19 protein-coding genes are annotated in these 20,140 nt (G+C 60.0%); 15 read left to right on the top strand and 4 right to left on the bottom strand.

Annotation, left to right across the window (positions count from 1 at the left end; genetic code table 11):
* Window positions 1-55: 55 nt before the first annotated feature.
* Window positions 56-1,399: an extracellular solute-binding protein gene (locus AGR1_RS15595; protein ID WP_149147482.1), complete on the bottom strand. Its 1,344-nt coding sequence runs from the start codon at window positions 1,397-1,399 to the stop codon at window positions 56-58.
* A 259-nt stretch (window positions 1,400-1,658) separates the two neighbouring features.
* Window positions 1,659-2,132, bottom strand: coding sequence for a VOC family protein (locus AGR1_RS15590; RefSeq protein WP_149147481.1), 474 nt, complete (start codon window positions 2,130-2,132; stop codon window positions 1,659-1,661).
* Between the two features lie 276 nt (window positions 2,133-2,408).
* Between AGR1_RS15590 and AGR1_RS15585 the strand changes: the two genes are divergently transcribed.
* The 3 genes from AGR1_RS15585 to AGR1_RS15575 all read left to right on the top strand — a co-directional run bounded on the left by AGR1_RS15585 (window position 2,409) and on the right by AGR1_RS15575 (window position 6,102).
* Window positions 2,409-4,193, top strand: coding sequence for a PAS domain-containing methyl-accepting chemotaxis protein (locus AGR1_RS15585; RefSeq protein ID WP_149147480.1), 1,785 nt, complete (start codon window positions 2,409-2,411; stop codon window positions 4,191-4,193).
* Window positions 4,194-4,621: 428 nt separating this feature from the next.
* Entirely contained in the window at window positions 4,622-5,515 is an 894-nt protein-coding gene (locus tag AGR1_RS15580; protein WP_149147479.1) for a lytic transglycosylase domain-containing protein, read from the top strand.
* A 173-nt stretch (window positions 5,516-5,688) separates the two neighbouring features.
* Window positions 5,689-6,102: a hypothetical protein gene (locus AGR1_RS15575; protein ID WP_149147478.1), complete on the top strand. Its 414-nt coding sequence runs from the start codon at window positions 5,689-5,691 to the stop codon at window positions 6,100-6,102.
* A gap of 36 nt (window positions 6,103-6,138) precedes the next feature.
* Here AGR1_RS15575 and AGR1_RS15570 read toward each other — a convergent pair whose 3' ends face one another.
* The gene (locus AGR1_RS15570) at window positions 6,139-7,041 is read right to left on the bottom strand and encodes a hypothetical protein (protein WP_149147477.1); all 903 of its coding nucleotides are present in this window, start codon (window positions 7,039-7,041) and stop codon (window positions 6,139-6,141) included.
* Between the two features lie 190 nt (window positions 7,042-7,231).
* Between AGR1_RS15570 and AGR1_RS15565 the strand changes: the two genes are divergently transcribed.
* The 12 genes from AGR1_RS15565 (at window position 7,232) to chrA (ending at window position 19,151) form a co-directional block, all read left to right on the top strand.
* Window positions 7,232-8,212 (top strand): 3'-5' exonuclease, encoded by a 981-nt coding sequence (locus tag AGR1_RS15565; RefSeq protein ID WP_149147476.1) that lies wholly within the window; start codon window positions 7,232-7,234, stop codon window positions 8,210-8,212.
* Between the two features lie 182 nt (window positions 8,213-8,394).
* On the top strand, window positions 8,395-9,480 hold the full coding sequence (locus AGR1_RS15560) for an ABC transporter ATP-binding protein (protein WP_149147475.1): 1,086 nt from the start codon (window positions 8,395-8,397) through the stop codon (window positions 9,478-9,480).
* Between the two features lie 30 nt (window positions 9,481-9,510).
* Window positions 9,511-10,800, top strand: a complete 1,290-nt coding sequence (locus AGR1_RS15555; protein ID WP_149147474.1) for a PotD/PotF family extracellular solute-binding protein — start codon at window positions 9,511-9,513, stop codon at window positions 10,798-10,800.
* Between the two features lie 186 nt (window positions 10,801-10,986).
* Entirely contained in the window at window positions 10,987-11,898 is a 912-nt protein-coding gene (locus AGR1_RS15550; protein WP_149147473.1) for an ABC transporter permease, read from the top strand.
* Window positions 11,899-11,902: 4 nt separating this feature from the next.
* Window positions 11,903-12,721 (top strand): ABC transporter permease, encoded by an 819-nt coding sequence (locus AGR1_RS15545; RefSeq protein WP_142913935.1) that lies wholly within the window; start codon window positions 11,903-11,905, stop codon window positions 12,719-12,721.
* Between the two features lie 11 nt (window positions 12,722-12,732).
* Window positions 12,733-13,476 carry an aspartate/glutamate racemase family protein gene (locus AGR1_RS15540; protein ID WP_149147472.1) on the top strand — a complete coding sequence of 248 codons (744 nt, stop codon included), beginning with the start codon at window positions 12,733-12,735 and terminating at the stop codon, window positions 13,474-13,476.
* 150 nt (window positions 13,477-13,626) lie between these two features.
* Window positions 13,627-14,169 (top strand): RNA polymerase sigma factor, encoded by a 543-nt coding sequence (locus AGR1_RS15535; protein WP_080796276.1) that lies wholly within the window; start codon window positions 13,627-13,629, stop codon window positions 14,167-14,169.
* Entirely contained in the window at window positions 14,166-14,606 is a 441-nt protein-coding gene (locus tag AGR1_RS15530) for a hypothetical protein (protein ID WP_149147471.1), read from the top strand. The genes AGR1_RS15535 and AGR1_RS15530 overlap by 4 nt, the downstream gene beginning before the upstream one ends.
* Window positions 14,603-15,052 (top strand): periplasmic heavy metal sensor, encoded by a 450-nt coding sequence (locus tag AGR1_RS15525; RefSeq protein ID WP_149147470.1) that lies wholly within the window; start codon window positions 14,603-14,605, stop codon window positions 15,050-15,052. The genes AGR1_RS15530 and AGR1_RS15525 overlap by 4 nt, the downstream gene beginning before the upstream one ends.
* 76 nt (window positions 15,053-15,128) lie before the next feature.
* Window positions 15,129-16,622 (top strand): DUF1800 family protein, encoded by a 1,494-nt coding sequence (locus AGR1_RS15520; protein ID WP_149147469.1) that lies wholly within the window; start codon window positions 15,129-15,131, stop codon window positions 16,620-16,622.
* 2 nt (window positions 16,623-16,624) lie between these two features.
* Complete coding sequence (locus AGR1_RS15515) at window positions 16,625-17,848, top strand: DUF1501 domain-containing protein (protein WP_149147468.1); 1,224 nt, start codon at window positions 16,625-16,627, stop codon at window positions 17,846-17,848.
* An 85-nt stretch (window positions 17,849-17,933) separates the two neighbouring features.
* Window positions 17,934-19,151: a chromate efflux transporter gene (gene chrA, locus AGR1_RS15510; RefSeq protein ID WP_149147467.1), complete on the top strand. Its 1,218-nt coding sequence runs from the start codon at window positions 17,934-17,936 to the stop codon at window positions 19,149-19,151.
* A 3-nt stretch (window positions 19,152-19,154) separates the two neighbouring features.
* On the opposite strand, the gene AGR1_RS15505 is transcribed toward chrA, so the two are convergent.
* Complete coding sequence (locus AGR1_RS15505) at window positions 19,155-20,036, bottom strand: LysR substrate-binding domain-containing protein (protein ID WP_149147466.1); 882 nt, start codon at window positions 20,034-20,036, stop codon at window positions 19,155-19,157.
* Between the last annotated feature and the right edge of the window lie 104 nt (window positions 20,037-20,140).

Below are 20,140 nucleotides of genomic sequence, written 5' to 3'. Positions count from 1 at the left end.
GGCGGGCCTGCCCGAACCATGTCCGGACAGGCCTTTGACGGCGATGAAAGCGGGCTTAGTTCAGCTTGGCGCCTTCATAGGTCTTTTCGAAGCGGCGCAGGCCGGTATTGGCGCGCTCGACGGCCTTGTCGAGTTCAGCCTGGATATCCGCGTTCTGCATGAAGATGGCTTCGAGCGAGGTGGCGACTTCCTTGCGGATCTGCGTGAAACCGCCGAGGCGGATGCCGCGGGTATAGTCGGACGGCGGCGTGAACGTCAGGCTTTCGATGGCCTTTTCGCGGCCCTTATAGGGAGCCTTGTCGTAAAAACCGTTGGCCTTCATGGCGTCGAAGCCGGTCTTGGTGACCGGAATGTAACCGGTGACCGTCGACCACCATTCAACCATATCAGGCTGGGCGATGAAGTTCAGGAATGCGGCCGCACCCTTGTATTCGGCGTCCGGACGACCGGCCATGACCCATAGCGAAGCGCCGCCCACCAGCGAGTTGTGACGCTCCGTGCCCTTCCAGATCGGCAGCATGGCGACGTCCCACTTCACGCCTTCCGGCATGGATTTGCCAACGGTGCCGTGGTTGGCGATGGAGGTCATGAACATCTGGCAGGTCTGGGAGGTGAAGGCCGGCAGGATATCCATGCCGAGCTGCTTGGTCTTGACGACGAACAGCTTCTCGTCCTGCATCTTCTTGAAGAATTTCACGTGGTCGACGAACTTGGTCTTGTTGATCGCAAGTTCCGCGTCGAGGCCCTGATAACCATTCGCCCTGGTGGCGATCGGCTGGTTGTGGATGGCGGAGAACTGCTCCATCAGCATCCATGTGTCGAAGTTGAAAGCGAGCGGGCATTCGAAGCCGGCGGCTTTCAGCTTTTTCGAAGCTTCTTCGACCTGTTCCCAGGTGTCGGGCTTGAAAGTGACGCCGGCTTTTTCGAAAGCGTCGAGGTTGTAATAAAACATCGCGGTCGAAGAATTGTAGGGGAAGGAATTCAGCTCGCCTGCGGCCGTGGCGTAATAATTGGCGATGCCGGGGAAATAATTGTCCCAGTCGATCTTGTAACCATTGTCAGCCATCAGCTTCTTGGCGGGAACGAAAGCCTTGGACAGCATCATGTCCAGCGTGCCGGCGTCATAAATCTGGGTGATGGCGGGCTGCTTCTTGGCGCGATACGCGGCAATGGTGTTCTGCAGGGTGGATTCGTAATCATTCTGCGAAGTGCAGACGATCTCGAATTCGGTCTGGGATTCGTTGAACTTCTTGCAGGTTTCCTGCACGCGGTCGCCGAGATCGCCGGAAAGACCGTACCAGAATTCGAATTTGGTCTTTTCTGCCTGGGCGGCCGTGGCGCCGAAGGCGGCGGTGATGGCGACGCCGGCCACGAAGGAAGTCAGAACGGAAGATTTCATGAGTTAGCCCCGTTGATGGAATGATGGCCTGCTCGGCAAGGACCTCATGTCCCCGGCACGTAGCCACGGGCTCTGCTAACAGTCGTATTTAACGGATCGCTTACATTTTGTTGAACGTTTTATGATGACTGGCCGCGCAGCGTATTCTGCGCGGCGAAAAAAGTGCGACAAATGCGGAAAATCGGAATGTAACCTTGTTTATCAAGCGCTTACTGTTTCCGGATTGCGTTGCCACTTCTTGCTGAACAGCTTTTTCCAATCAACCACGACGTGCAGCCTCGATGGTGGCGACGTCGATTTTCTTCATGTCCATCATCGCGTCGAAGGCGCGTTTGGCCTCCGGGCCGCCGGCGGCCATGGCCTCCATCAGCACGCGCGGCGTGATCTGCCAGGAAACGCCCCATCTATCCTTGCACCAGCCGCAGGCGCTTTCCTCACCGCCATTGCCGACGATGGCGTTCCAGTAACGGTCGGTTTCTTCCTGGTCTTCGGTCGATATCTGGAAGGAGAAAGCCTCGCTCTGCTTGAAGACCGGTCCGCCATTGAGGCCGATGCAGGGGATGCCTGCAACGGTGAACTGCACCGTCAGCACGTCTCCCTTCTTACCGGAGGGATAGTCGCTCGGCGCATGGTGAACACCGGTTACCGCGCTATCCGGAAAGGTTTCGGCGTAAAATCTGGCCGCGGCCTCGGCATCCTTGTCGTACCAGATACAGATCGTGTTCTTTTCCATCTGTGTGTTCCTCCCAAGTTGAAATCGCCCTCGTGCCGGCACGTAAACGCGCCGGCAATTGCCGCTTTCCCATTCGGCATAGAATGCGGCCAAGTCTTGAACGTTCCAAGAAAAGAACGGCGGCAAGGGAACATCTACAGACACCACTCTGCCACGGTTTCCGCAACCGCAGATGACGAACATCAACTTTATCCTTAAATATTATTTAAGAATGCAATCATAATAATCACTAATGATTTTGAATAGAAATCATCCCTTTCTAACGGAGGACTGCGCGTGAGTATTCTTGATCGTGGTGCCAATGCCTTTGCGGTTCTTGCCGCGCTTTCCAAATCCCAAGCCATCATTGAATTCGACCTTTCGGGAAAAATTCTCAACGCCAACGAGAATTTCTGTCGGGCGCTCGGTTACGAGCTTTCGGAAATCCTCGGCAGGCACCACAGCATGTTCGTGGAACCTGCGGTCGTGTCTTCTGAGGATTACAGGGCCTTCTGGTCCAAGCTTTCGGCCGGCCAGTTCGATCAGCGGCAATATAAGCGCATCGGCAAGGGCGGCCGGGAAGTCTGGATCGAGGCGTCCTACAATCCGGTGTTTCGTCGCGGCAAGCCGGTGAAAGTGGTCAAGATCGCCACCGATATTACCGACCGCAAACTGAAGGCGGCGGAAGACGCGGGAAAGATCGACGCCCTGTCTCGGGCTCAAGCCATCATTGAATTCTCCCCGAACGGCGAGGTTTTGACCGCAAACGAGAATTTTCTGGCCGCGCTCGGTTATTCGCTGGCGGAGGTGCAGGGCAGGCACCATTCCATGTTCTGCGAACCGGCCTATACGCAGTCGCCGCAATATAAGCAGTTCTGGGAAAGGCTGGCCGGCGGCGATCTCGTGGCGGACGAGTTCATGCGGCTTGGCAAGGGCGGCCGCAAGGTCTTCATTCAGGCGTCCTATAACCCGATCTTCGATCTCAACGGCAAGGTGTTCAAGGTCGTCAAATTCGCGACTGACGTGACCGGCCGCGTCGAGAATGTCGAAAAGCTGGCGCAGTGCCTCACCGATCTGGCCGAGGGCGATCTTGCCCAGAACATCGACAAGCCCTTCATCCCCTCGCTTGAAAGATTGCGCACGGATTTCAACGCGGCTTCGGAAAAGCTGAAAAGGGCCATGACGCTGGTGTCTGAAAATGCAGGCGCCATTTCTTCCGGTTCCAACGAGATCAGGTCCGCTGCCGATGATCTCGCCAGACGCACGGAGCAGCAGGCCGCCTCCATCGAAGAAACGGCAGCTGCACTGGAGGAAATCACCACCGCCGTCAACGACTCCAGCCGCCGCGCCGAAGAGGCTGGCAAGATCGTTGCCCGCGCCCGTGACCACGCGGAACATTCGGGCCAGGTGGTGCGCGATGCGATCGGCGCCATGGACCAGATCGAAAAATCATCGCGAGAGATTTCCAACATTATCGGCGTGATCGACGAAATCGCCTTCCAGACCAATCTTCTGGCATTGAATGCAGGCGTTGAAGCCGCCCGTGCCGGTGAGGCGGGCAAGGGTTTTGCCGTGGTTGCCCAGGAGGTTCGCGAACTCGCGCAGCGTTCGGCAACGGCTGCCAAGGAAATCAAGAGCCTGATTAATGCCTCCGGCGCGCAGGTGGAAAACGGTGTCGGCCTTGTCACCAGGGCCGGCTCGGCCCTGCAGGAGATCGCCGAGCAGGTGCGTGACATCAATACCAATGTCGTCGCGATTGTCGATGCCGCGCGCGAACAGTCCACGGCGCTTGCGGAAATCAATCAGGCGGTCAACACTGTGGATCAGGGCACCCAGCAGAACGCCGCCATGGTCGAGGAGCAGACCGCCGCAAGCCACAGCCTTGCACGGGAAGCGGCGGCCCTGTTCGAACTTCTCGGGCAATTCCGGTTCGATGACACTCCGCGCTCCTCCGCCTCTGCGCGCAGCGGCTTCGAGCAGCAGTCTGCGCCGGCGAGCTCGCATCGCAGCGCATCCCGCCCGCTTGCAGCGCGCGGTTCCGCTGCGGTTGCCGTCAAGCATGAGGAGTGGCAGGACTTTTAGAGCGAGGCCTCAGTTCCTGTGAAGCCGGTGGTGAGCCCATATTCTCTCATCATCGGTCCGGTGCCACTGCCATCCGGTTTAAATTCCGGATGGCCCACAACACCTTTTAAGTCAGTCGTGGAGGGCCAACATTCGCTCGGCATCATTAGCTCGACTTGCCTTCCCATTTGACGACGCTGCCTTCTTCGAGAAATTTAAACCGGATGGCAGTGGCATAGGGCCGATGATGACGTCGAGAGAATGTTGACGCTCCATTACTGACTTCAAAGTGGCTGCCCGCCATCCTCGCCCCATCCTATGGCGCCAGTCCATTCGGGGTTCGATACCTGATGACAAGCCGGAAAGCTGGGCATATCCTCCCGATTGGCCGATAATCGGCGTTTGGCATTTTCGGGGACTTTCGCTTGCCAGGGATATCGACAAGCCGCATGGCTCTTGCCCTGTGTCTGCTGACCGCAGCCTTTGGGGCGGCGCAAGCCGAAGAGACCGCCAAGGAAAAAACCGCCTGCGCCTATACCCATGATGTCGCGCCGGATTTGTGCATCAATGCCGACAGTTACAATAACGATCTTTGCCATGCCATTGAGGTTCTCGCCGTCCGTCATGCCGTTCCGCCGGATTATTTCGCCCGGCTGATCTGGCGAGAAAGCCTGTTCCGGGCGAGCGCGGTCAGCCCGAAGGGGGCGGAGGGCATTGCCCAGTTCATGCCGGGAACGGCGCGGTTGCGCGGTCTCGAAGACAGTTTCAACATCATCGCCGCGCTTGAGGCATCTTCCCGATATCTCTCCGAATTGAACGTGCAGTTCGGCAATTTCGGCCTTGCCGCCGCAGCTTACAATGCGGGGGAGGCGGGCTTGCGGAACTTCATCGCCAACGGCCGCCTGCCCACCGAAACCCGCGATTATGTGTTCGCGATCACCGGTTATCCTGTGGAGACATGGAAGGACAATCCGCCGGAAAAGGCTGCACCGGCGCTGGATGACAACCGTTCCTTTCTCGATGCCTGCGTGCGTCTCGCCGACACCCGCACCATGAAAGATCCCGTTCTCATTGCATCGGCCGACTGGGCGCCCTGGGGCGTGCAGCTTGCGGCGCATTATAATCCGGCCGTGGCGAACCGGCTTTTCACCCGGGCGATCCTGCAGCTTTCGGAGCCGCTGAATGCCGAGCGGGCTTTGATCGTGCGGCAGCGGGGCGGCAATTTCGGTTCGCGGCCGCGTTATGCCGCCCGCATCGGCCGGGAAACCAGAGCTGAAGCCAACGCGCTTTGTGGCGATATCCGGCGGGCGGGCGTTCCCTGCACCGTGTTCCGCAACAAGTAAAAACTGCGCGCGCGGGACAGGTAAATCGGCTTCCCGCGAAGGGGCTGATCATAACAAGTTGATCGGCTTTGGGGCCGTTCCATCTTTCGGTGCAAAATGATCCCGCCTAGATTTGCCCCTGGGTGCCGGCCGAAAGCCTCGGCAGGTGACGTTTTGTAGGGAATTATCTGGAAATGAGATGGCTTGAAAGTGGATGTCTGGCGGCCGTGCTGGTCGTCGTTGCGGCGTGCACCAGTGCCGGCGAGACGGAGATTTCTCGCACTGTCGCGGGTTTCGTGGGACAACCGCGCGAGGCCGCAATCGCTCGGCTCGGCCGCCCGAACAAGGTCATCATCGAAAACGGCGAAACCGAATCCTACTGGCTGAAAGTCGATAGGCAGACCTATGCCGGCCTAAGCAACAGGCGCGAAGTCAAGATCGTCGACGGGCAGGCGCAGGTCTCGGAAACCGAGGGCATGAAGATCAAGGAACATCGCCGCGACTGCATCATCAAGATAACCGCGGATGCCGGCTCCATCATCAGGACGAGCGAGATCATCGGCAATCCGGCCAATTGCGAAAACCTTCTCGACAGGCGGGCCTCCTAAGGAACTGCTGTCGCGGCCGCTCCGCGTGCCGAAGCCTCAAAGCTCCATCTTGATGGTCAGCATGTATTCTGTGCCCTTCGCCCGGTCACGCGTGCGGGAGACTTCAAGCGTGACCTTGTCCAGCTTTTGCCCCAGGGTTTCCTTGATCGTTCCTCCCGGCGTATCCTCGCGCCGGAACGAGGTGTCGCCGTAACCGACGCCGATTTTGCGGGTAATGGCGTTTTCCGTGTAGGTTCTTCCGAACATGGCGGAAGCCTGGCCGCTGCGCACCGTCGTTTCGAAACCGCGGGATTCGATGTCGCGATAGGCCGAGGCGGCAATCGAATTGTCCGAACTGCTATAGCTGGCGCCGGCGCTTATTCTGGCGAGGCGATGGCCGTCATGTTCCAGGGAAAAATTGCCGTCGGCCGAAGGTCCGAAACGACCGCCGTTCATGGCGTCCTTATAGGTGAAGCGGAAACGGCCACTGCGTGCGTCCACCTGATAATTATAGGAAGCGTCGCCGCTACGGATCTGAATGCCTGGCGCCGGCTCGCTGCTGAGGATCGGCGAAACCTTGTCCGCGAACTGGAACAGCGGTTTGGTGACCTCTTCGAATTCCGACTTCGACAATGCCAGTGGCTTGCCATCCGGGTCGAACTTCCCGACCGCCAGGCACGGGCGCTGGTTGATGATGCTCTTCAGGGCAAAGACGGTGCAATTGTCGCTTGTCGTGCCGGCAATCGCGGCGTGGACGGAATTGCGCAGGGTGTAACTGCCGCAGCAGGAGAATGCTTCATTGTCGAGGCTCGCATCGCGCGTATAACCCGTAAAGACGATGCCGCTCGCGCCGTTGGTAAGGCCTGCATTGGCGAAATGCGGCCCGCTTTGCAGCGGAAACAGTTTCAGACGGCTTTGGTCAGCGAGCGTTTTCGGGTTGGAAGGCGATGGAAGCGGCATTCTTCTTCTCTCCTGAACACGGGCACGGTGCGCTTTTTCTACCATCGTAAATTGAAGCCGCAACCCTTAACTGTACCCCGTGAGATATGCCGTTTCTGTGGATGAGAGCGACCGCTGTTGTTACTGTGAGCCCGTGCGCATATGTTGGAATACTCAATCTTGATTTCCGGGCAAGGCGGACAGGCGCATAATGACCTCCCAGTTGGATTTTTTCTCTCCCGCGGCAGCGCGGCTTCCGCAGGCTGAAAGAGGGCGAAAAGCGGGTGGTCGCGAAACGACCCAAAAGACCGCTACGGACGATGAGGCCCTTGCCGCTTATCTTGAATCCACCGGTAATTATCGTATCCTGCGCCGGTTGCAGCCGCGCGCGGTCATCGATCGGCCAAGGCCGGAATTCGCCCGTCAGGGCGTGATCCTCGATACGGAAACGACGGGCCTCGACCATCGGACCGACGAGATCATCGAAATCGGCGTCATCACCTTCACATTCGACGATAACGGCACAATCGGCGATGTCACCGGCATCTATGGCGGGTTGCGGCAGCCTGGTATCGCCATTCCCGAAGAAATCACCCGCCTGACCGGGATCACCGACGAGATGGTGGCGGGGCAGTCGATAGACATGGGCCGGCTGACCTCCCTCATTGCCCATGCCGATCTGATCATCGCCCACAATGCCGGTTTCGACCGCCCCTTTTGCGAGGCCTTCTCGCCGATCTTCCGCGACAAGGCATGGGCCTGCTCCGTTTCGGAAATTGACTGGCGCGCGCGTGGTTTCGAAGGCAACAAACTCGGTTATCTGATCGGGCAATCCGGCTATTTCCATGACGGCCATCGTGCCGTGGACGATTGTTTCGCCCTGCTGGAAGTGCTGGAGCAGACGCGCTCTGGCCAGAGTAGAACGCCGTTTTCAGAACTCCATGAGGCGAGCCTGCGCTCAAGGGTGCGCCTCTACGCGGAAAACAGCCCTTTCGACATGAAGGATCATCTGAAAAAGCGGGGCTATCGCTGGTCCGACGGTTCCGATGGACGGCCGAAATCCTGGTGGGTCGAACTGCCGGAGGAAAAGCTCGAAGAGGAACTGCATTTCCTGCGGACCGAAATTTACCGCTGGGATGCCGATCCCACGGTCAAATATCTCACCGCTTTCGACCGGTTCAAGGCCGGGTGAAGCGCGGGGCGTTTCGGATTTTTGGATTGCATACAATTTCTGCAATGAATCGAAAACAATCGACGTAAAATTGGGCAAGTCCGGGCAAAGCTTTCCGGAGCGTAGAAGAATATCATTTTACATCAAAGGTTAAGCCGATTGGCACGCCTCCTGCATGACAAAGACGTCGCAGGAGAGTGTTTATGAGCAAAGCCGCAGCAATCGACATCGCGTCCGTATCCAAGATTTACGGCAACACCACCGCCGTGCATGCGATAAGCCTCAAAATACCGGCAGGGAGCTATTGCTGCCTGCTTGGGCCGTCGGGCTGCGGCAAGACCTCGACGCTCAGAATGATCGCCGGCCACGAAAGCATCTCCAGCGGTGACATCAGGCTCGGCAATGCGGTCGTCACCGATCTGCCGCCCGCCCGGCGCGGTACGGCCATGATGTTCCAGTCCTACGCGCTGTTTCCGCATCTCGATCTCGTCGACAATGTCGCTTTCAGCCTCAAGATGAAGGGTGTGGACAAGGAAACCCGACGGGCCAAGGCGCTCGATATGCTGCGGCTGATGCAGCTCGAACCCTATGCCAGCCGCCGTCCGGCCCAGCTTTCCGGCGGGCAGCAGCAGCGGGTGGCGCTGGCGCGTGCGTTGATTACCGATCCCGAGGCGCTGCTTCTGGACGAGCCGCTTTCGGCGCTGGACCCGTTCCTCAAGATCCGCATGCGCGCCGAGCTGAAGAAGCTGCAGACCTCGCTCGGCATCACCTTCGTACATGTCACCCACAGCCAGGAAGAGGCCATGGCGCTTGCCGATATCGTCGTCGTCATGAACGACGGCCGCATCGAACAGGCGGCCACGCCGCGCGAGGTGTTCGAGCGTCCGGCCACCGCCTTCGTCGCCCGCTTCATGGGCGACCATAACGTCATTTCCGGGCGCTACCGGGAAAAATCGGGAGACCTCGTCACGCTCGAAGTGGCGGGCGGCGGTACTTTCACGGCAGGCGGCGTCGCCTCGGATGAGGGCGCGGTCGATATCGCCGTGCGCACCGACCGCGTGCGCATGGGTGAGGCGCAACAGCCGGGCCTCGGTTTCACCGGCATCGTCTCGAATGTCGAATATCGCGGCGCAAGCGTGAAGATCGCCGTGACCGGCGCAGGCATCGAGGATTTCAACGTCATCCTCAGCGATGCCGCCTTCTTCGAAAATCCGGTTAGGACCGGCGACGCCATACCGCTTTCATGGAATGCGGCCGATGCCATCGTGCTCGGCCGGGTAGAGAAGTGACCCCAAAAATAACCAGAGGAGAACTTTGAAATGACCGATACCACCAACAGCAAGAAGGGCCTGTCCCGCCGCGGCCTCCTGAAGGCGGGCGCGGCCGCCACGGGTGCGGCGATCGGCTCCGGCCTCATCACCGGCTTCCCGACCATCTGGGCGCAGAACCCGATTACTATCCGCCAGTTCGGCACTGGCGTCTCCAACCTTAATGCCATTGCCGAGAAGTGCAAGGCAGACCTCGGCATCACGCTCGAAATGACGGCGACGGATTCCGACGCCGCCGCCCAGCGCGCCGTCACCCAGCCGAACTCCTACGATATCGCCGATATCGAATACTGGATCCTCAAGAAGGTCTATCCGGCCGGCGTCATTCAGCCGATGGAAATCAAGAAGCTGAAATATTACGACAAGATCGTGCCGCTGTTCAAAAACGGCAAGCTGAAGCCGGACAGCGTGGTCGCGCAGGGTACCGCGCCGCACACGGTCGGTTTCGTCGAAAAGCCCGGCGACAAGACATTCGCGAAGGGCGAGACCGATTATTTCACGATGGTTCCCACCATCTACAATGCCGATACGCTCGGCATCCGTCCCGATCTTGTCGGTCGCGATATCACCAGCTGGGCCGATATCATGGACCCGAAGTTCAAGGGCAAGACCTCCATTCTCAACATCCCCTCCATCGGCATCATGGATGCGGCGATGATCATGGAAGCCATGGGCAACATCAAATATGCCGACAAGGGCAACATGACCAAGGAAGAGATCGACAAGACCATCGATTTCCTCATCAAGGCCAAGAAGGACGGCCAGTTCCGCGCCTTCTGGAAGAGCTTCGACGAAAGCGTCAACCTCATGGCCTCGGGCGAAGTCATCATCCAGTCCATGTGGTCGCCGGCCGTTGCCGCCGTCCGCTCCAAGGGTATCGCCTGCAAATACCAGCCGCTGAAGGAGGGCTATCGTTCTTGGGGCGGAGGTCTGGGTCTCGCCAAGCACCTGTCCGGCGCGAAGCTCGACGCAGCCTATGAATATATCAACTGGTACACCTCCGGCTGGGTCGGCGCTTATCTCAACCGCCAGGGTTATTACTCCGCCGCCATGGATACGGCCAAGGAGCACATGACCGCCGACGAGTGGGGTTACTGGGTCGAAGGCAAGCCGGCGCAGGGCGACATCATCGCGCCCGACGGCAAGGTCATGGAAAAGGCCGGTGCCGTTCGCGACGGCGGCTCTTTCGAAGAGCGCATGGGCAAGGTGGCGTGCTGGAACTCCGTCATGGATGAAGACCGCTACATGGTCCGCCGCTGGAACGAGTTTATCGCCGCTTAGTGCTTTTCAAGGACGACGCCGGCGGCGAGGGCCGCCGGCCAGGTGCCTGACAAAGGCACCGAAACCTCTCTCCGTCATCCTCGGGACAAGCCCGAGGATGATGTGGAGAGCTTGGAGGACCTGTCAACACGCTATCCGGCGGCCCTTGCCGCCGGTACTTCTGCAAATACAGCGAAAGGCTTCACAATGGTGACGGTCAGACTCATTGGCGTCAGTGAAAAAAAGGACAAGCCGCCCCGCAGCTTTGCCCTGCCGCAGAAGCTTGTGTCCTATATTCAGGCCCTGCCACTTTTGCTAATCCTCGGCTTTTTCCTGGCTCTACCGATCCTGATGATCGCCATCGTCAGCTTCTGGGACTACGACTTCGCCCAGATGTATCCCGATTTCGTCACCTTCAATTATAGCGAAACGTTAGGGTCCTGGGTCACCTGGCAGACCTATCTCAATACCCTGAAATATGCCGCCATGGTCTGGGCGATCACGCTTTTCTGCGGTTTCTGGGTGGCGTATTTCCTTGCGTTCCACATTCGCACCACCACCATGCAGATGGTGTTGTTCCTTGTCTGCACCGTGCCCTTCCTGACTTCGAACATCATCCGCATGATTTCATGGATCCCCGTTCTCGGGCGAAACGGTCTTGTTAACAGCGCATTGGTGGGTTCCGGCATCATTCCCGAGCCGATCGAATGGCTGCTTTATTCGGATTTCGCCGTGGTGCTGGCGATGGTGCATCTTTATACGCTGTTCATGGTCACGCCGATTTTCAACACGCTGATGCGTATCGATAAATCGCTGATCGAGGCGGCGCGTGATGCGGGCGCGACCGGCTGGCAGACGCTCACCAACGTCATAATTCCTCTTGCCAAACCCGGTATGGCCATCGGCAGCATCTTCGTCGTGACCCTGGTCATGGCGGATTTCTCCACGGTTCAGGTCATGTCCGGCGGACAGAGCGCCTCGGTGGCGCTGATGATGAAGAACCAGATGTCGCTGCTGCAATATCCGGCCGCTGCCGCCAATGCCGTCATCCTGCTCATCCTCGTTCTTCTGATGGTCGCGGGCATCCTGCGCATCGTCGATATCCGCAAGGAGCTTTGATCCCATGCATCAGGAAAAACGCGGCCGGGAATTCTACATCCTCGCCTTCTTTTTCGTCCTCTTCGTGCTGTTTCTCTACGGCCCGCTGTCGGCCATCCTCATCCTCGCCTTTCAGGGGCCGAATGGAGGCCTGACTTTCCCGCTGAACGGCGTTTCGCTGCACTGGTTCGGCAATCTCTTCGAACAGCAGGCCGTCGGAGATTTCGGCGGCTCCTTCCGACGCTCATTCGCACTTGGCCTGATGGTCATGGCCGTTACCGTGCTGGTCTCGCTGCTGGCGGGCCTTGCCTTCCGGCGCAAATTCATCGGCGCGACGCCGCTATTTTATCTGTCGGTCGCAAGCCTCGTGGTGCCGTCGATCATCATATCGCTTGGTATTGGTGTTCTATTCCAGCAGCTTGGGCTGGAACCTTCATGGTATACATCAGCTTTCGGCGCGCATCTCACCTGGACGCTGCCCTTCGGCGTTCTCATCATGCTGGCCGTCTTCAACCGGTTTTCGCCGTCCTATGAGGAAGCGGCCCGGGATCTCGGCGCTTCCTCCTGGCAGACCTTCGCCCATGTGGTGCTGCCGATGATCGCGCCGAGCCTGATCGGCGTCGGCCTTTTCGGCTTCACGCTTTCTTATGACGAGTTCGCCCGCACATTGATGACGTCAGGCACTTACAACACGCTGCCGCTGGAAATCTACGGCATGACCACCAATGTCACAACGCCGGTGCTTTACGCGCTCGGTGCTGTCACAACCCTGTTTTCTTTCCTGGTGATCGCGGCCACGCTCGGCCTGATCGTCACGCTCAATCGCCGCCGTTCACGCGGATAAAGAAACGTCAAATGCGCATTCTCGTCATCAATCCCAACACCACGCAATCCATGACCGCGACCATTGCTGACGCCGCGATGCGTATAGCCGGCCGCGATACGGACATATTGGCCGTCACTTCCTCCATGGGGCCTGTCTCCATCGAAGGTTATTACGACGAGGTTTTCGCCGTGCCCGGCCTTTTGCTGGAGCTGGCAAAGGCGCCGACGCTTGGAGCCGACGCCGCGATCATCGCCTGTTTCGACGATACCGGGCTCGATGCGGCCCGCGCGCTCGCCGATATTCCGGTTATCGGCATCTGCGAGGCGGCGGTCTCCGCTACCGCCTTCATCGCGCAGAAATTCACCATCGTTACGACGATGGAGCGCTCGCGGCTGCCGCTGGAACATCTCGTCCATCGTTATGGGATGTCCGCCCGCTGCAATGTGCGCGCCGCCGATATTCCTGTCCTGTCGCTGGAGGATCCCGCCTCGAACGCCCGTGAAAGGCTGCGCGCGGAAATCGCGCTGGCCCTGAAAGAGGACAGGGCGGAGGCGATCGTGCTCGGCTGCGCCGGCATGGCGGATCTTGCCGCCGAACTCCGCGGTGAGTTCGGCGTGCCGGTTGTCGATGGCGTCGCGGCGGCCGTCAAGCAGGCGGAATCGCTGGTGTCGATGGGGTTGTCCACCGCCAAGCGCGGCGCTTATGCCACGCCGCTCGCCAAGCCCTATCGCGGCTTGCTGGAGGCATTCCAGCCGGACCACATGACGATATGATATCCTGCCCTCGGTGCTGAGAAAATTCTCTGGGTTCTGCGACGGATTTTTGCGTCTTTCCCCGTTAAAGCCGAAAATGGCGTGTAAGACGTCATTTATCGACATGTCTTGTCCGGCCTTGCGGGACCGCAACGGAGATTCGACCGAAGCATGGTGAGTGACCCCGATGCAAAGCTCGTGGCGGATGTCGCGGCCGGAGATGTGCGGGCGATGCGGGCACTGGTTGAGGCAAAGCTGCCGAGGATCATGGCGCTGGCAAGCCGCATGCTTGGGGAGTCGATCGAGGCGGAGGATGTCGCGCAGGAGACCTTTCTGCGGATATGGAAACAGGCGGGAACATGGCGGCAGGGCGGTGCGCGGTTCGATACCTGGATACACCGTGTGGCGCTGAACTTGTGTTATGACCGGCTGAGGAAGCGACGTGAAATATCCGTCGCCCAGCCGTCCGACATTGCCGATGCGCGCCAGTCACCGGAGACCGGCGGCGCTGATATCGACGAGGGCGAGGCTGTCGGGCGGGCGCTCTCGCTTATTCCCGAGCGGCAACGGGAGGCGATCATTCTGGTCTATTATCAGGAGATGTCGAACCGGGAGGCCGCCGATATCATGCATGTCAGTGTCGACGCATTGGAAAGCCTTCTCGCACGCGGGCGCAGAGCGTTGCAGAAAATCTTGAACGAGGATGAGACATGAGCGGGTCGATGGAAGACGGCATGGACGGGCAGGCATTTTCCGTCCTCGTTTCGGCATATGGCGCCGATCCGAAGCGCTGGCCCGAGGATTGTCGCGCGAAAGCCGAGCTTTACTCTGAAACAGCGGAGGGCCGGCGTCTGTTAAGCGACGCGGCGCAGCTGGACCGCGCCTTGGCTGCTTTCCGGCCCAAGGCCGTGCCCTCCACCGCCCTTCAGGGGCGAATTCTCGCAGAAGGCACATTCTGGCTTTCACGCCGCCGCCGGTTCGTCCGTTTCGGACTAGGCGCCGGCATGGTCGGCATCAGCCTTGCGGGTGCCCTGACGGGCGCTGTCGCGGTCATTAATCTCACACCGCCGCCGTCCTTCTCGTTCGGTGACAATCTGACGGCATTCGGAAATCTGCAAAGTGAAAACGAGTTGGCTGAGGACGCGAAATGACCGATCAGAATTTCCGCTGGATTGTCGCTGTACTGCTCGTCGTCAATACGTTCTTCGTCTGCGCCCTTGCCGGTGCCGGTTTCGTTTATCTGAGCAAAGATACCTCAGCCTCCGCTTCCCGCATGCCGCTCGCCGGCGAGCAACTGCCACAGGCGGAGCGACAGGCGTTTCGGCGGGTGCTCAGCGACGCACGCAAACCCATGCGCGAAACCTCGGCCGAGGCGCGGCAGGCCCGCATCGAGGCTGCTTCGCTGATGGGTGCCGATACGCTCGACACGAACGCGCTCTCCGACGCGCTGGAACGCGCCCGCAAGGCGGAATATGCGGTGCGTGCGGCGGTCGAGCTTCAGGCCGTGGAATTTGCCCGCACGCTTTCGCTCGATGCAAGACGGCGTCTTGCCGAGGGGCTGCTTTCGCGCGAGGCGCCGAAGCCTGCCACGAAATGATCACAATTGAGCAGTGACGGATTTTCGATATCCACACCGTTAAAGGGTTGATAGCGAAACGGAGTTCGTATCGGCCATGTCAAATACGACGCCAAATAAGACGTCAAATTCCGGCGAAATGGATGCAGCGCTGTGCCTCTGGCGCTTCGGCCTGGGTGCCCGGCAGGGAGACCTGCGGGCAATCGCGGAAGATCCGCGCGATCTTTTGCGGTCGGAAGTGACCGAGCACGCCGTCCCAATTCCTTTTGGCCCTCAGTTGCACTCGAGCGCCGATCTCATGGTCTCGCTCATCGCCTTCAACAAGCAGGTGAAGGCCGAACGGGAAGAAGCGGTGGTGATGGCCGTTTCCGTGGACAAGGCGATGGCGGGTCCGGATAACAGGACGGGCATGGGCGGTATGGCAGCCGCGCCAGACATACCCAAGGACAAGCCGGCCAACGCGGCCAATAAGAGACCCTATCTTCCGCAACAGATATTGCTGGCGGAGGTCGATGCGCGGTTTAATGGTACCATCCGCCAGCCGCTGATCGGTTTTGGCGAGCGTCTCGCGATGTTCTGGGCAAACCACTTTTCCGTCGCGATCGGCAAGGGTGGCGATGTGCATATGCTCGCCGGCGCCTTCGAGCGCGAAGCCATACGTCCGCACATATTCGGAAATTTCGAGGACATGCTGCTTGCCGTGGAAACCCATCCGGCAATGCTGTTCTTTCTCGACAACCAGCAATCGATCGGTCCCAACTCACCAGCCAACAAAAACGGCAAGCGTGGCCTGAACGAAAATCTCGCTCGTGAGATCATGGAACTTCACACGCTGGGTGTTGATGGCGGTTACAATCAGGCTGACGTGACGGAGCTTGCCCGCGTTATCACCGGGTGGACCGTTTATCGTGATGAGAACAAGCCGGGGCCGGTTGGGCGCTTCAGCTTCAATGCCAACAACCACGAGCCTGGTGATCATGCGGTGATGGGTATTACTTATGCCGATGCAGGCGTGGAGCAGGGCAGGCGGGCACTACGCGATCTCGCCCGTCACCCATCCACCGCCCGTCACCTTGCCTTCAAACTGGCGAGGCACTTCGTCAGCGACAAGCCGCCTGTGCCGCTGGTGAAGAAAATCGCCGCGGCCTACACAAAATCCCATGGTGATCTCGCCGCCACCTATCTGGCCATGCTGGAGTCGGAGGAGGCCTGGGATCCGGCTTTAACGAAGCTCAGGCCACCGCTCGATTTCGTCACCGCCATACTTCGCAGCAGCGATGTCAAGCCGAAACCCGCGCAGATCGTTTCGGTATTGAAGGCGCTTGGGCAACCCTTCTGGGATCCATCCGGGCCGAACGGGTTTTCCGACTTGACCGATAATTGGGGTTCATCCGAGGGTCTGGCGACGCGGATCGATGCTGCGAGCCTCTTTGCCCATCAGGTTGCCGGCGGCATCGACCCCCGCGATTTCGTTGCCGACCGGTTCGGACCGCTTCTCACGCGTGAGACGGCGAAGGCCGTTCAGCGCGCGGAAACAAAGCCGCAAGGACTGACCATCGCTTTCCTTTCCCCTGAATTCCAGAGGCGCTAATCATGCTGTGCGAAGATTTCTCCCCCACTCGGCGCGCCGTTCTCGGCGCAAACGGTGCCCTTTTCGCCTGGGCTTTCATGCCGCGTTTTGGCCATGCGGCTTCTGGGCGCGATCCGCGTTTCGTCACGATCATCCTGCGTGGCGCGCTTGACGGGCTGACCGCCGTGCCACCTGTTGGCGATCCCGATTACGAAGCGCTACGACAGCAGCTGACGCTGCGAACGGAAGGCGAAAATCCGGCGCTTGCGCTGGATGGCTATTTCGCGCTGCATCCGTCGCTGCGCAATTTCCAGCGGCTATATCGCAAGGGTGAGGCGGCCGTGGTGCATGCCAGTGCCACCGGTTATCGTGACCGGTCGCACTTTGACGGGCAGGATGTTCTCGAGTCCGGCTTTGCGACACCTGGCCATGTCGAAAGCGGCTGGCTCAACCGGCTCTTGGAGCAGATGCCTGTGGGGGAAACCATCAATCCCGCCGCCGGCGACCGGGTGAGCGGGCTTGCCATCGGGTCCAGCGCACCGCTTGTCATTCGTGGCAAGGCACCGATCCTTGGGTGGGCGCCATCCGTGCTGCGGCCTGCCGATGACGGTCTCGCCGCTCGCCTTGCCGATCTCTACGGCCAGACGGACCCGATGCTTGCCGCCCTCCTGGCCGAAGGTGTCGAAACGGGCAGGATTGCATCGGGCGTCGATATCAAGGCGCGCGGCGGTCCCGGCGATCCGCAGGGAATGGAGCAAATGGCTCGTGGCGCGGCGCGGTTGATTGCCCATCCGGAAGGCCCGCGTGTTGCCGCGCTCGCCTTCGAGGGCTGGGATACCCATGCGCAGGAGGTCAATCGCCTCGCCAAGCTTCTGACCGGTCTCGATAATGCCCTTGCGGCCTTCGAACAGGAACTGGGGCCGGTTTGGAAAAACACGGTGATCCTCGTGGCGACGGAGTTTGGCCGCACCGCACGCATCAACGGCACCGATGGCACCGACCACGGCACGGCCACCACCGCGTTTCTGGCCGGCGGCAGCATTCGCGGCGGCCGCGTCATCGCCGATTGGCCGGGCCTGAAGGAAGCGCAGCTTCGTGACGGCCGCGACCTTGCCGCGACCACCGATCTACGCGCCGTCATCAAGGGGCTCGCCATCGACCATCTCGGCGCTGGTACCGCAGCGCTGGACAAGCTGGTGTTTCCCGGATCCGACCTTGTCCGTCCTCTGAAAGGCCTGATCGTCTGATGCCGGGCCCTTCACGATCCTGTTGCAATAGTGTTTGATAACCACCCGGTGCCAATGAGTCGTCCGGCACGGCATGGAGATAGGCGTGGCATTGCAGGGACGTGACGGTAACAGAGCGCCGCAAGGCACGCCCGGCGAGGTTTTCGCGGCATTCCTGAAGCTCGGCGTCACCTCCTTCGGCGGCCCCATCGCCCATCTCGGTTACTTTCGCGATGAGCTCGTCGTGCGGCGCAAATGGATCGATGAGGCCGGTTATGCCGATCTCGTGGCGCTCTGCCAGTTTCTTCCCGGTCCCGCCTCCAGCCAGGTGGGGTTTGCGCTCGGGCTGCTGCGGGCAGGTCCGCTCGGTGCGCTGGCGGCCTGGACGGGTTTTACCCTGCCATCCGCCATTCTCCTGTTTTTCTTCGCCATGGTCGCCGCCTCCATCGAAGGGCCGGTCGGCACCGGCCTCCTGCATGGGCTGAAAATCGTCGCCGTTGCCGTCGTGGCGCAGGCGGTCTGGGGCATGGCAAAAAGCCTTGCGCCGGATCGTGAGCGGGCCAGCATCGCGCTTGCCGGCATCGTCTGCGTCGTGTTTGTCGCCGGCGCTTTCGGGCAGATCCTGGCGCTTGCCGTCGGCGCGCTCGCCGGGCTTGTCTTCTGTCGTGCCGATGCCGCGCGTCAGTCCACCCATCTCGCCTTCCGGGTGCCGAAAAGTACGGGATACATTGCGCTCGCCACCTTTGCCCTGCTTCTTGGGCTCCTGCCGCTCTTTGCGGCCGTCGCGGGTTCACAAGGCCTCTCCTTGTTCGATGCCTTTTATCGCGCCGGCGCGCTGGTTTTCGGCGGCGGCCATGTGGTGTTGCCGCTGCTGCAATCGGAAGTCGTCGCCACGGGCTGGGTTACGGAAAATGCCTTCATCGCCGGTTATGGCGCAACCCAGGCCGTGCCCGGCCCGCTCTTCACCTTCGCCGCCTATCTCGGTGCGGTGGTGGGGCCGCAGCCCAACGGTGTTACAGGCGCGGCGATCGCCCTTGTTGCGATCTTCCTGCCCGGCATGTTGCTGCTCGTCGGCGCGCTGCCCTTCTGGGAAGGGTTCCGCAAACACCTTCTGGCGCAGGCCGCCATGCGCGGCGCAAATGCCGCCGTCGTCGGCATTCTCGGTGCGGCACTTTACGATCCGGTGTGGACAAGCGCGATCTTCACGCCGAAGGATTTCACCTTGGCGCTCACTGGCTTCATCCTGTTGACGATCTGGAAAACACCGCCATGGGCCGTGGTGATTTTCTGCGCGGTCAGCGGCGTTCTGCTCGCACTGGCATAAGCCTCATCCCGCAGCGCCTATGCTGTCGAACATCCAGTCGGAAAAGGCCTGCATGGCGGGTGTAGGCGGTTTCGATTGCAGCCGGGTCAGCCAGTAGCTCCCGAGCGAAATGGTAACCGGAAAAGGCTGGATGATCGCGCCGGAGGCCAGATGCCGCGAAAACATCGATGGCGGCGCCAGCGCCACGCCCAGCCCCTGAAGCGCGGCCTCCATCATGCCGAGAGACGTGTCGAAGACGATACCGGCATTCACCTGTGCCGCAGGAATGACGCCGGCCGCCGCAAACCAGTTGCTCCATTCATCTGCTCGGTAGCTGCGCAACAGCGTCGCTTCCATCAGATCGGCCGGCTTTTTCAGTGTCTCCGCCAGTTTCGGCGCGCAAAGCGGTGAAAGTGGCGCCTCGAACAATCGGAACGCATCGGTCCCATGCCAAGAGCCCTGGCCGAAACGAATGGCGAAATCCAGCCCTTCAGCCGCCATATCAACCCGGTTATTATTGGTGGAAACCCTGATATCGATGAAGGGATGCTGCTTTTGAAACGCCTTCAGCCGGGGCAGCAGCCAGCCCACGGCAAAGGTTCCCACAACACCCAGAAACAGCAATTCGCGCACCTGCCCAGCCTCGATCCGGTCAAGTGTCGTCGCCATCTGGTCGAAGGAGCTGGTTACCGTCGGCAGCAGGGCCTCGCCTTCGGCGGTAATCTTCAGGCCGCGCGGAAGCCGCTGAAAAAGCGAAACGCCAAGCCGCTTTTCCAGCCCTTTCACCTGCTGGCTCACAGCCGCCTGCGTCACACACAATTCGATGGCCGCGCGGGTGAAGCTCAGGTGCCGCGCCGATGCCTCAAAAGCCCGTAAGCCGTTCAGGGGGAGAAATTGCCGAACCATTCAAGACCTAGATTTTCTTGTGTCTCCTCCGAGATATCATGATTTGTTCGTGCAATGTAGGCCGGTTAAACGTCTTTCGCTGGCGATGGCAAATACGCCTAAAA

The organism is Agrobacterium sp. B1(2019) (assembly GCF_008274755.1).
In the GTDB taxonomy this organism is placed as follows: Bacteria; Pseudomonadota; Alphaproteobacteria; order Rhizobiales; family Rhizobiaceae; genus Agrobacterium; species Agrobacterium salinitolerans.
Note: the sequence above shows the minus strand (reverse complement) of the source record. Positions and strands in the feature narration are given on the sequence as shown.

Excerpts from the sequence above, each read along its gene's own strand:
- AGR1_RS15595 (WP_149147482.1), bottom strand. The coding sequence starts at position 1,399 with ATGAAATCTTCCGTTCTGACTTCCTTCGTGGCCGGCGTCGCCATCACC.
- AGR1_RS15590 (WP_149147481.1), bottom strand. The coding sequence starts at position 2,132 with ATGGAAAAGAACACGATCTGTATCTGGTACGACAAGGATGCCGAGGCC.
- AGR1_RS15580 (WP_149147479.1), top strand. The coding sequence starts at position 4,622 with ATGGCTCTTGCCCTGTGTCTGCTGACCGCAGCCTTTGGGGCGGCGCAA.
- AGR1_RS15575 (WP_149147478.1), top strand. The coding sequence starts at position 5,689 with ATGAGATGGCTTGAAAGTGGATGTCTGGCGGCCGTGCTGGTCGTCGTT.
- AGR1_RS15570 (WP_149147477.1), bottom strand. The coding sequence starts at position 7,041 with ATGCCGCTTCCATCGCCTTCCAACCCGAAAACGCTCGCTGACCAAAGC.
- AGR1_RS15565 (WP_149147476.1), top strand. The coding sequence starts at position 7,232 with ATGACCTCCCAGTTGGATTTTTTCTCTCCCGCGGCAGCGCGGCTTCCG.
- AGR1_RS15560 (WP_149147475.1), top strand. The coding sequence starts at position 8,395 with ATGAGCAAAGCCGCAGCAATCGACATCGCGTCCGTATCCAAGATTTAC.
- AGR1_RS15555 (WP_149147474.1), top strand. The coding sequence starts at position 9,511 with ATGACCGATACCACCAACAGCAAGAAGGGCCTGTCCCGCCGCGGCCTC.
- AGR1_RS15550 (WP_149147473.1), top strand. The coding sequence starts at position 10,987 with ATGGTGACGGTCAGACTCATTGGCGTCAGTGAAAAAAAGGACAAGCCG.
- AGR1_RS15545 (WP_142913935.1), top strand. The coding sequence starts at position 11,903 with ATGCATCAGGAAAAACGCGGCCGGGAATTCTACATCCTCGCCTTCTTT.
- AGR1_RS15540 (WP_149147472.1), top strand. The coding sequence starts at position 12,733 with ATGCGCATTCTCGTCATCAATCCCAACACCACGCAATCCATGACCGCG.
- AGR1_RS15535 (WP_080796276.1), top strand. The coding sequence starts at position 13,627 with ATGGTGAGTGACCCCGATGCAAAGCTCGTGGCGGATGTCGCGGCCGGA.
- AGR1_RS15530 (WP_149147471.1), top strand. The coding sequence starts at position 14,166 with ATGAGCGGGTCGATGGAAGACGGCATGGACGGGCAGGCATTTTCCGTC.
- AGR1_RS15525 (WP_149147470.1), top strand. The coding sequence starts at position 14,603 with ATGACCGATCAGAATTTCCGCTGGATTGTCGCTGTACTGCTCGTCGTC.
- AGR1_RS15520 (WP_149147469.1), top strand. The coding sequence starts at position 15,129 with ATGTCAAATACGACGCCAAATAAGACGTCAAATTCCGGCGAAATGGAT.
- AGR1_RS15515 (WP_149147468.1), top strand. The coding sequence starts at position 16,625 with ATGCTGTGCGAAGATTTCTCCCCCACTCGGCGCGCCGTTCTCGGCGCA.
- AGR1_RS15505 (WP_149147466.1), bottom strand. The coding sequence starts at position 20,036 with ATGGTTCGGCAATTTCTCCCCCTGAACGGCTTACGGGCTTTTGAGGCA.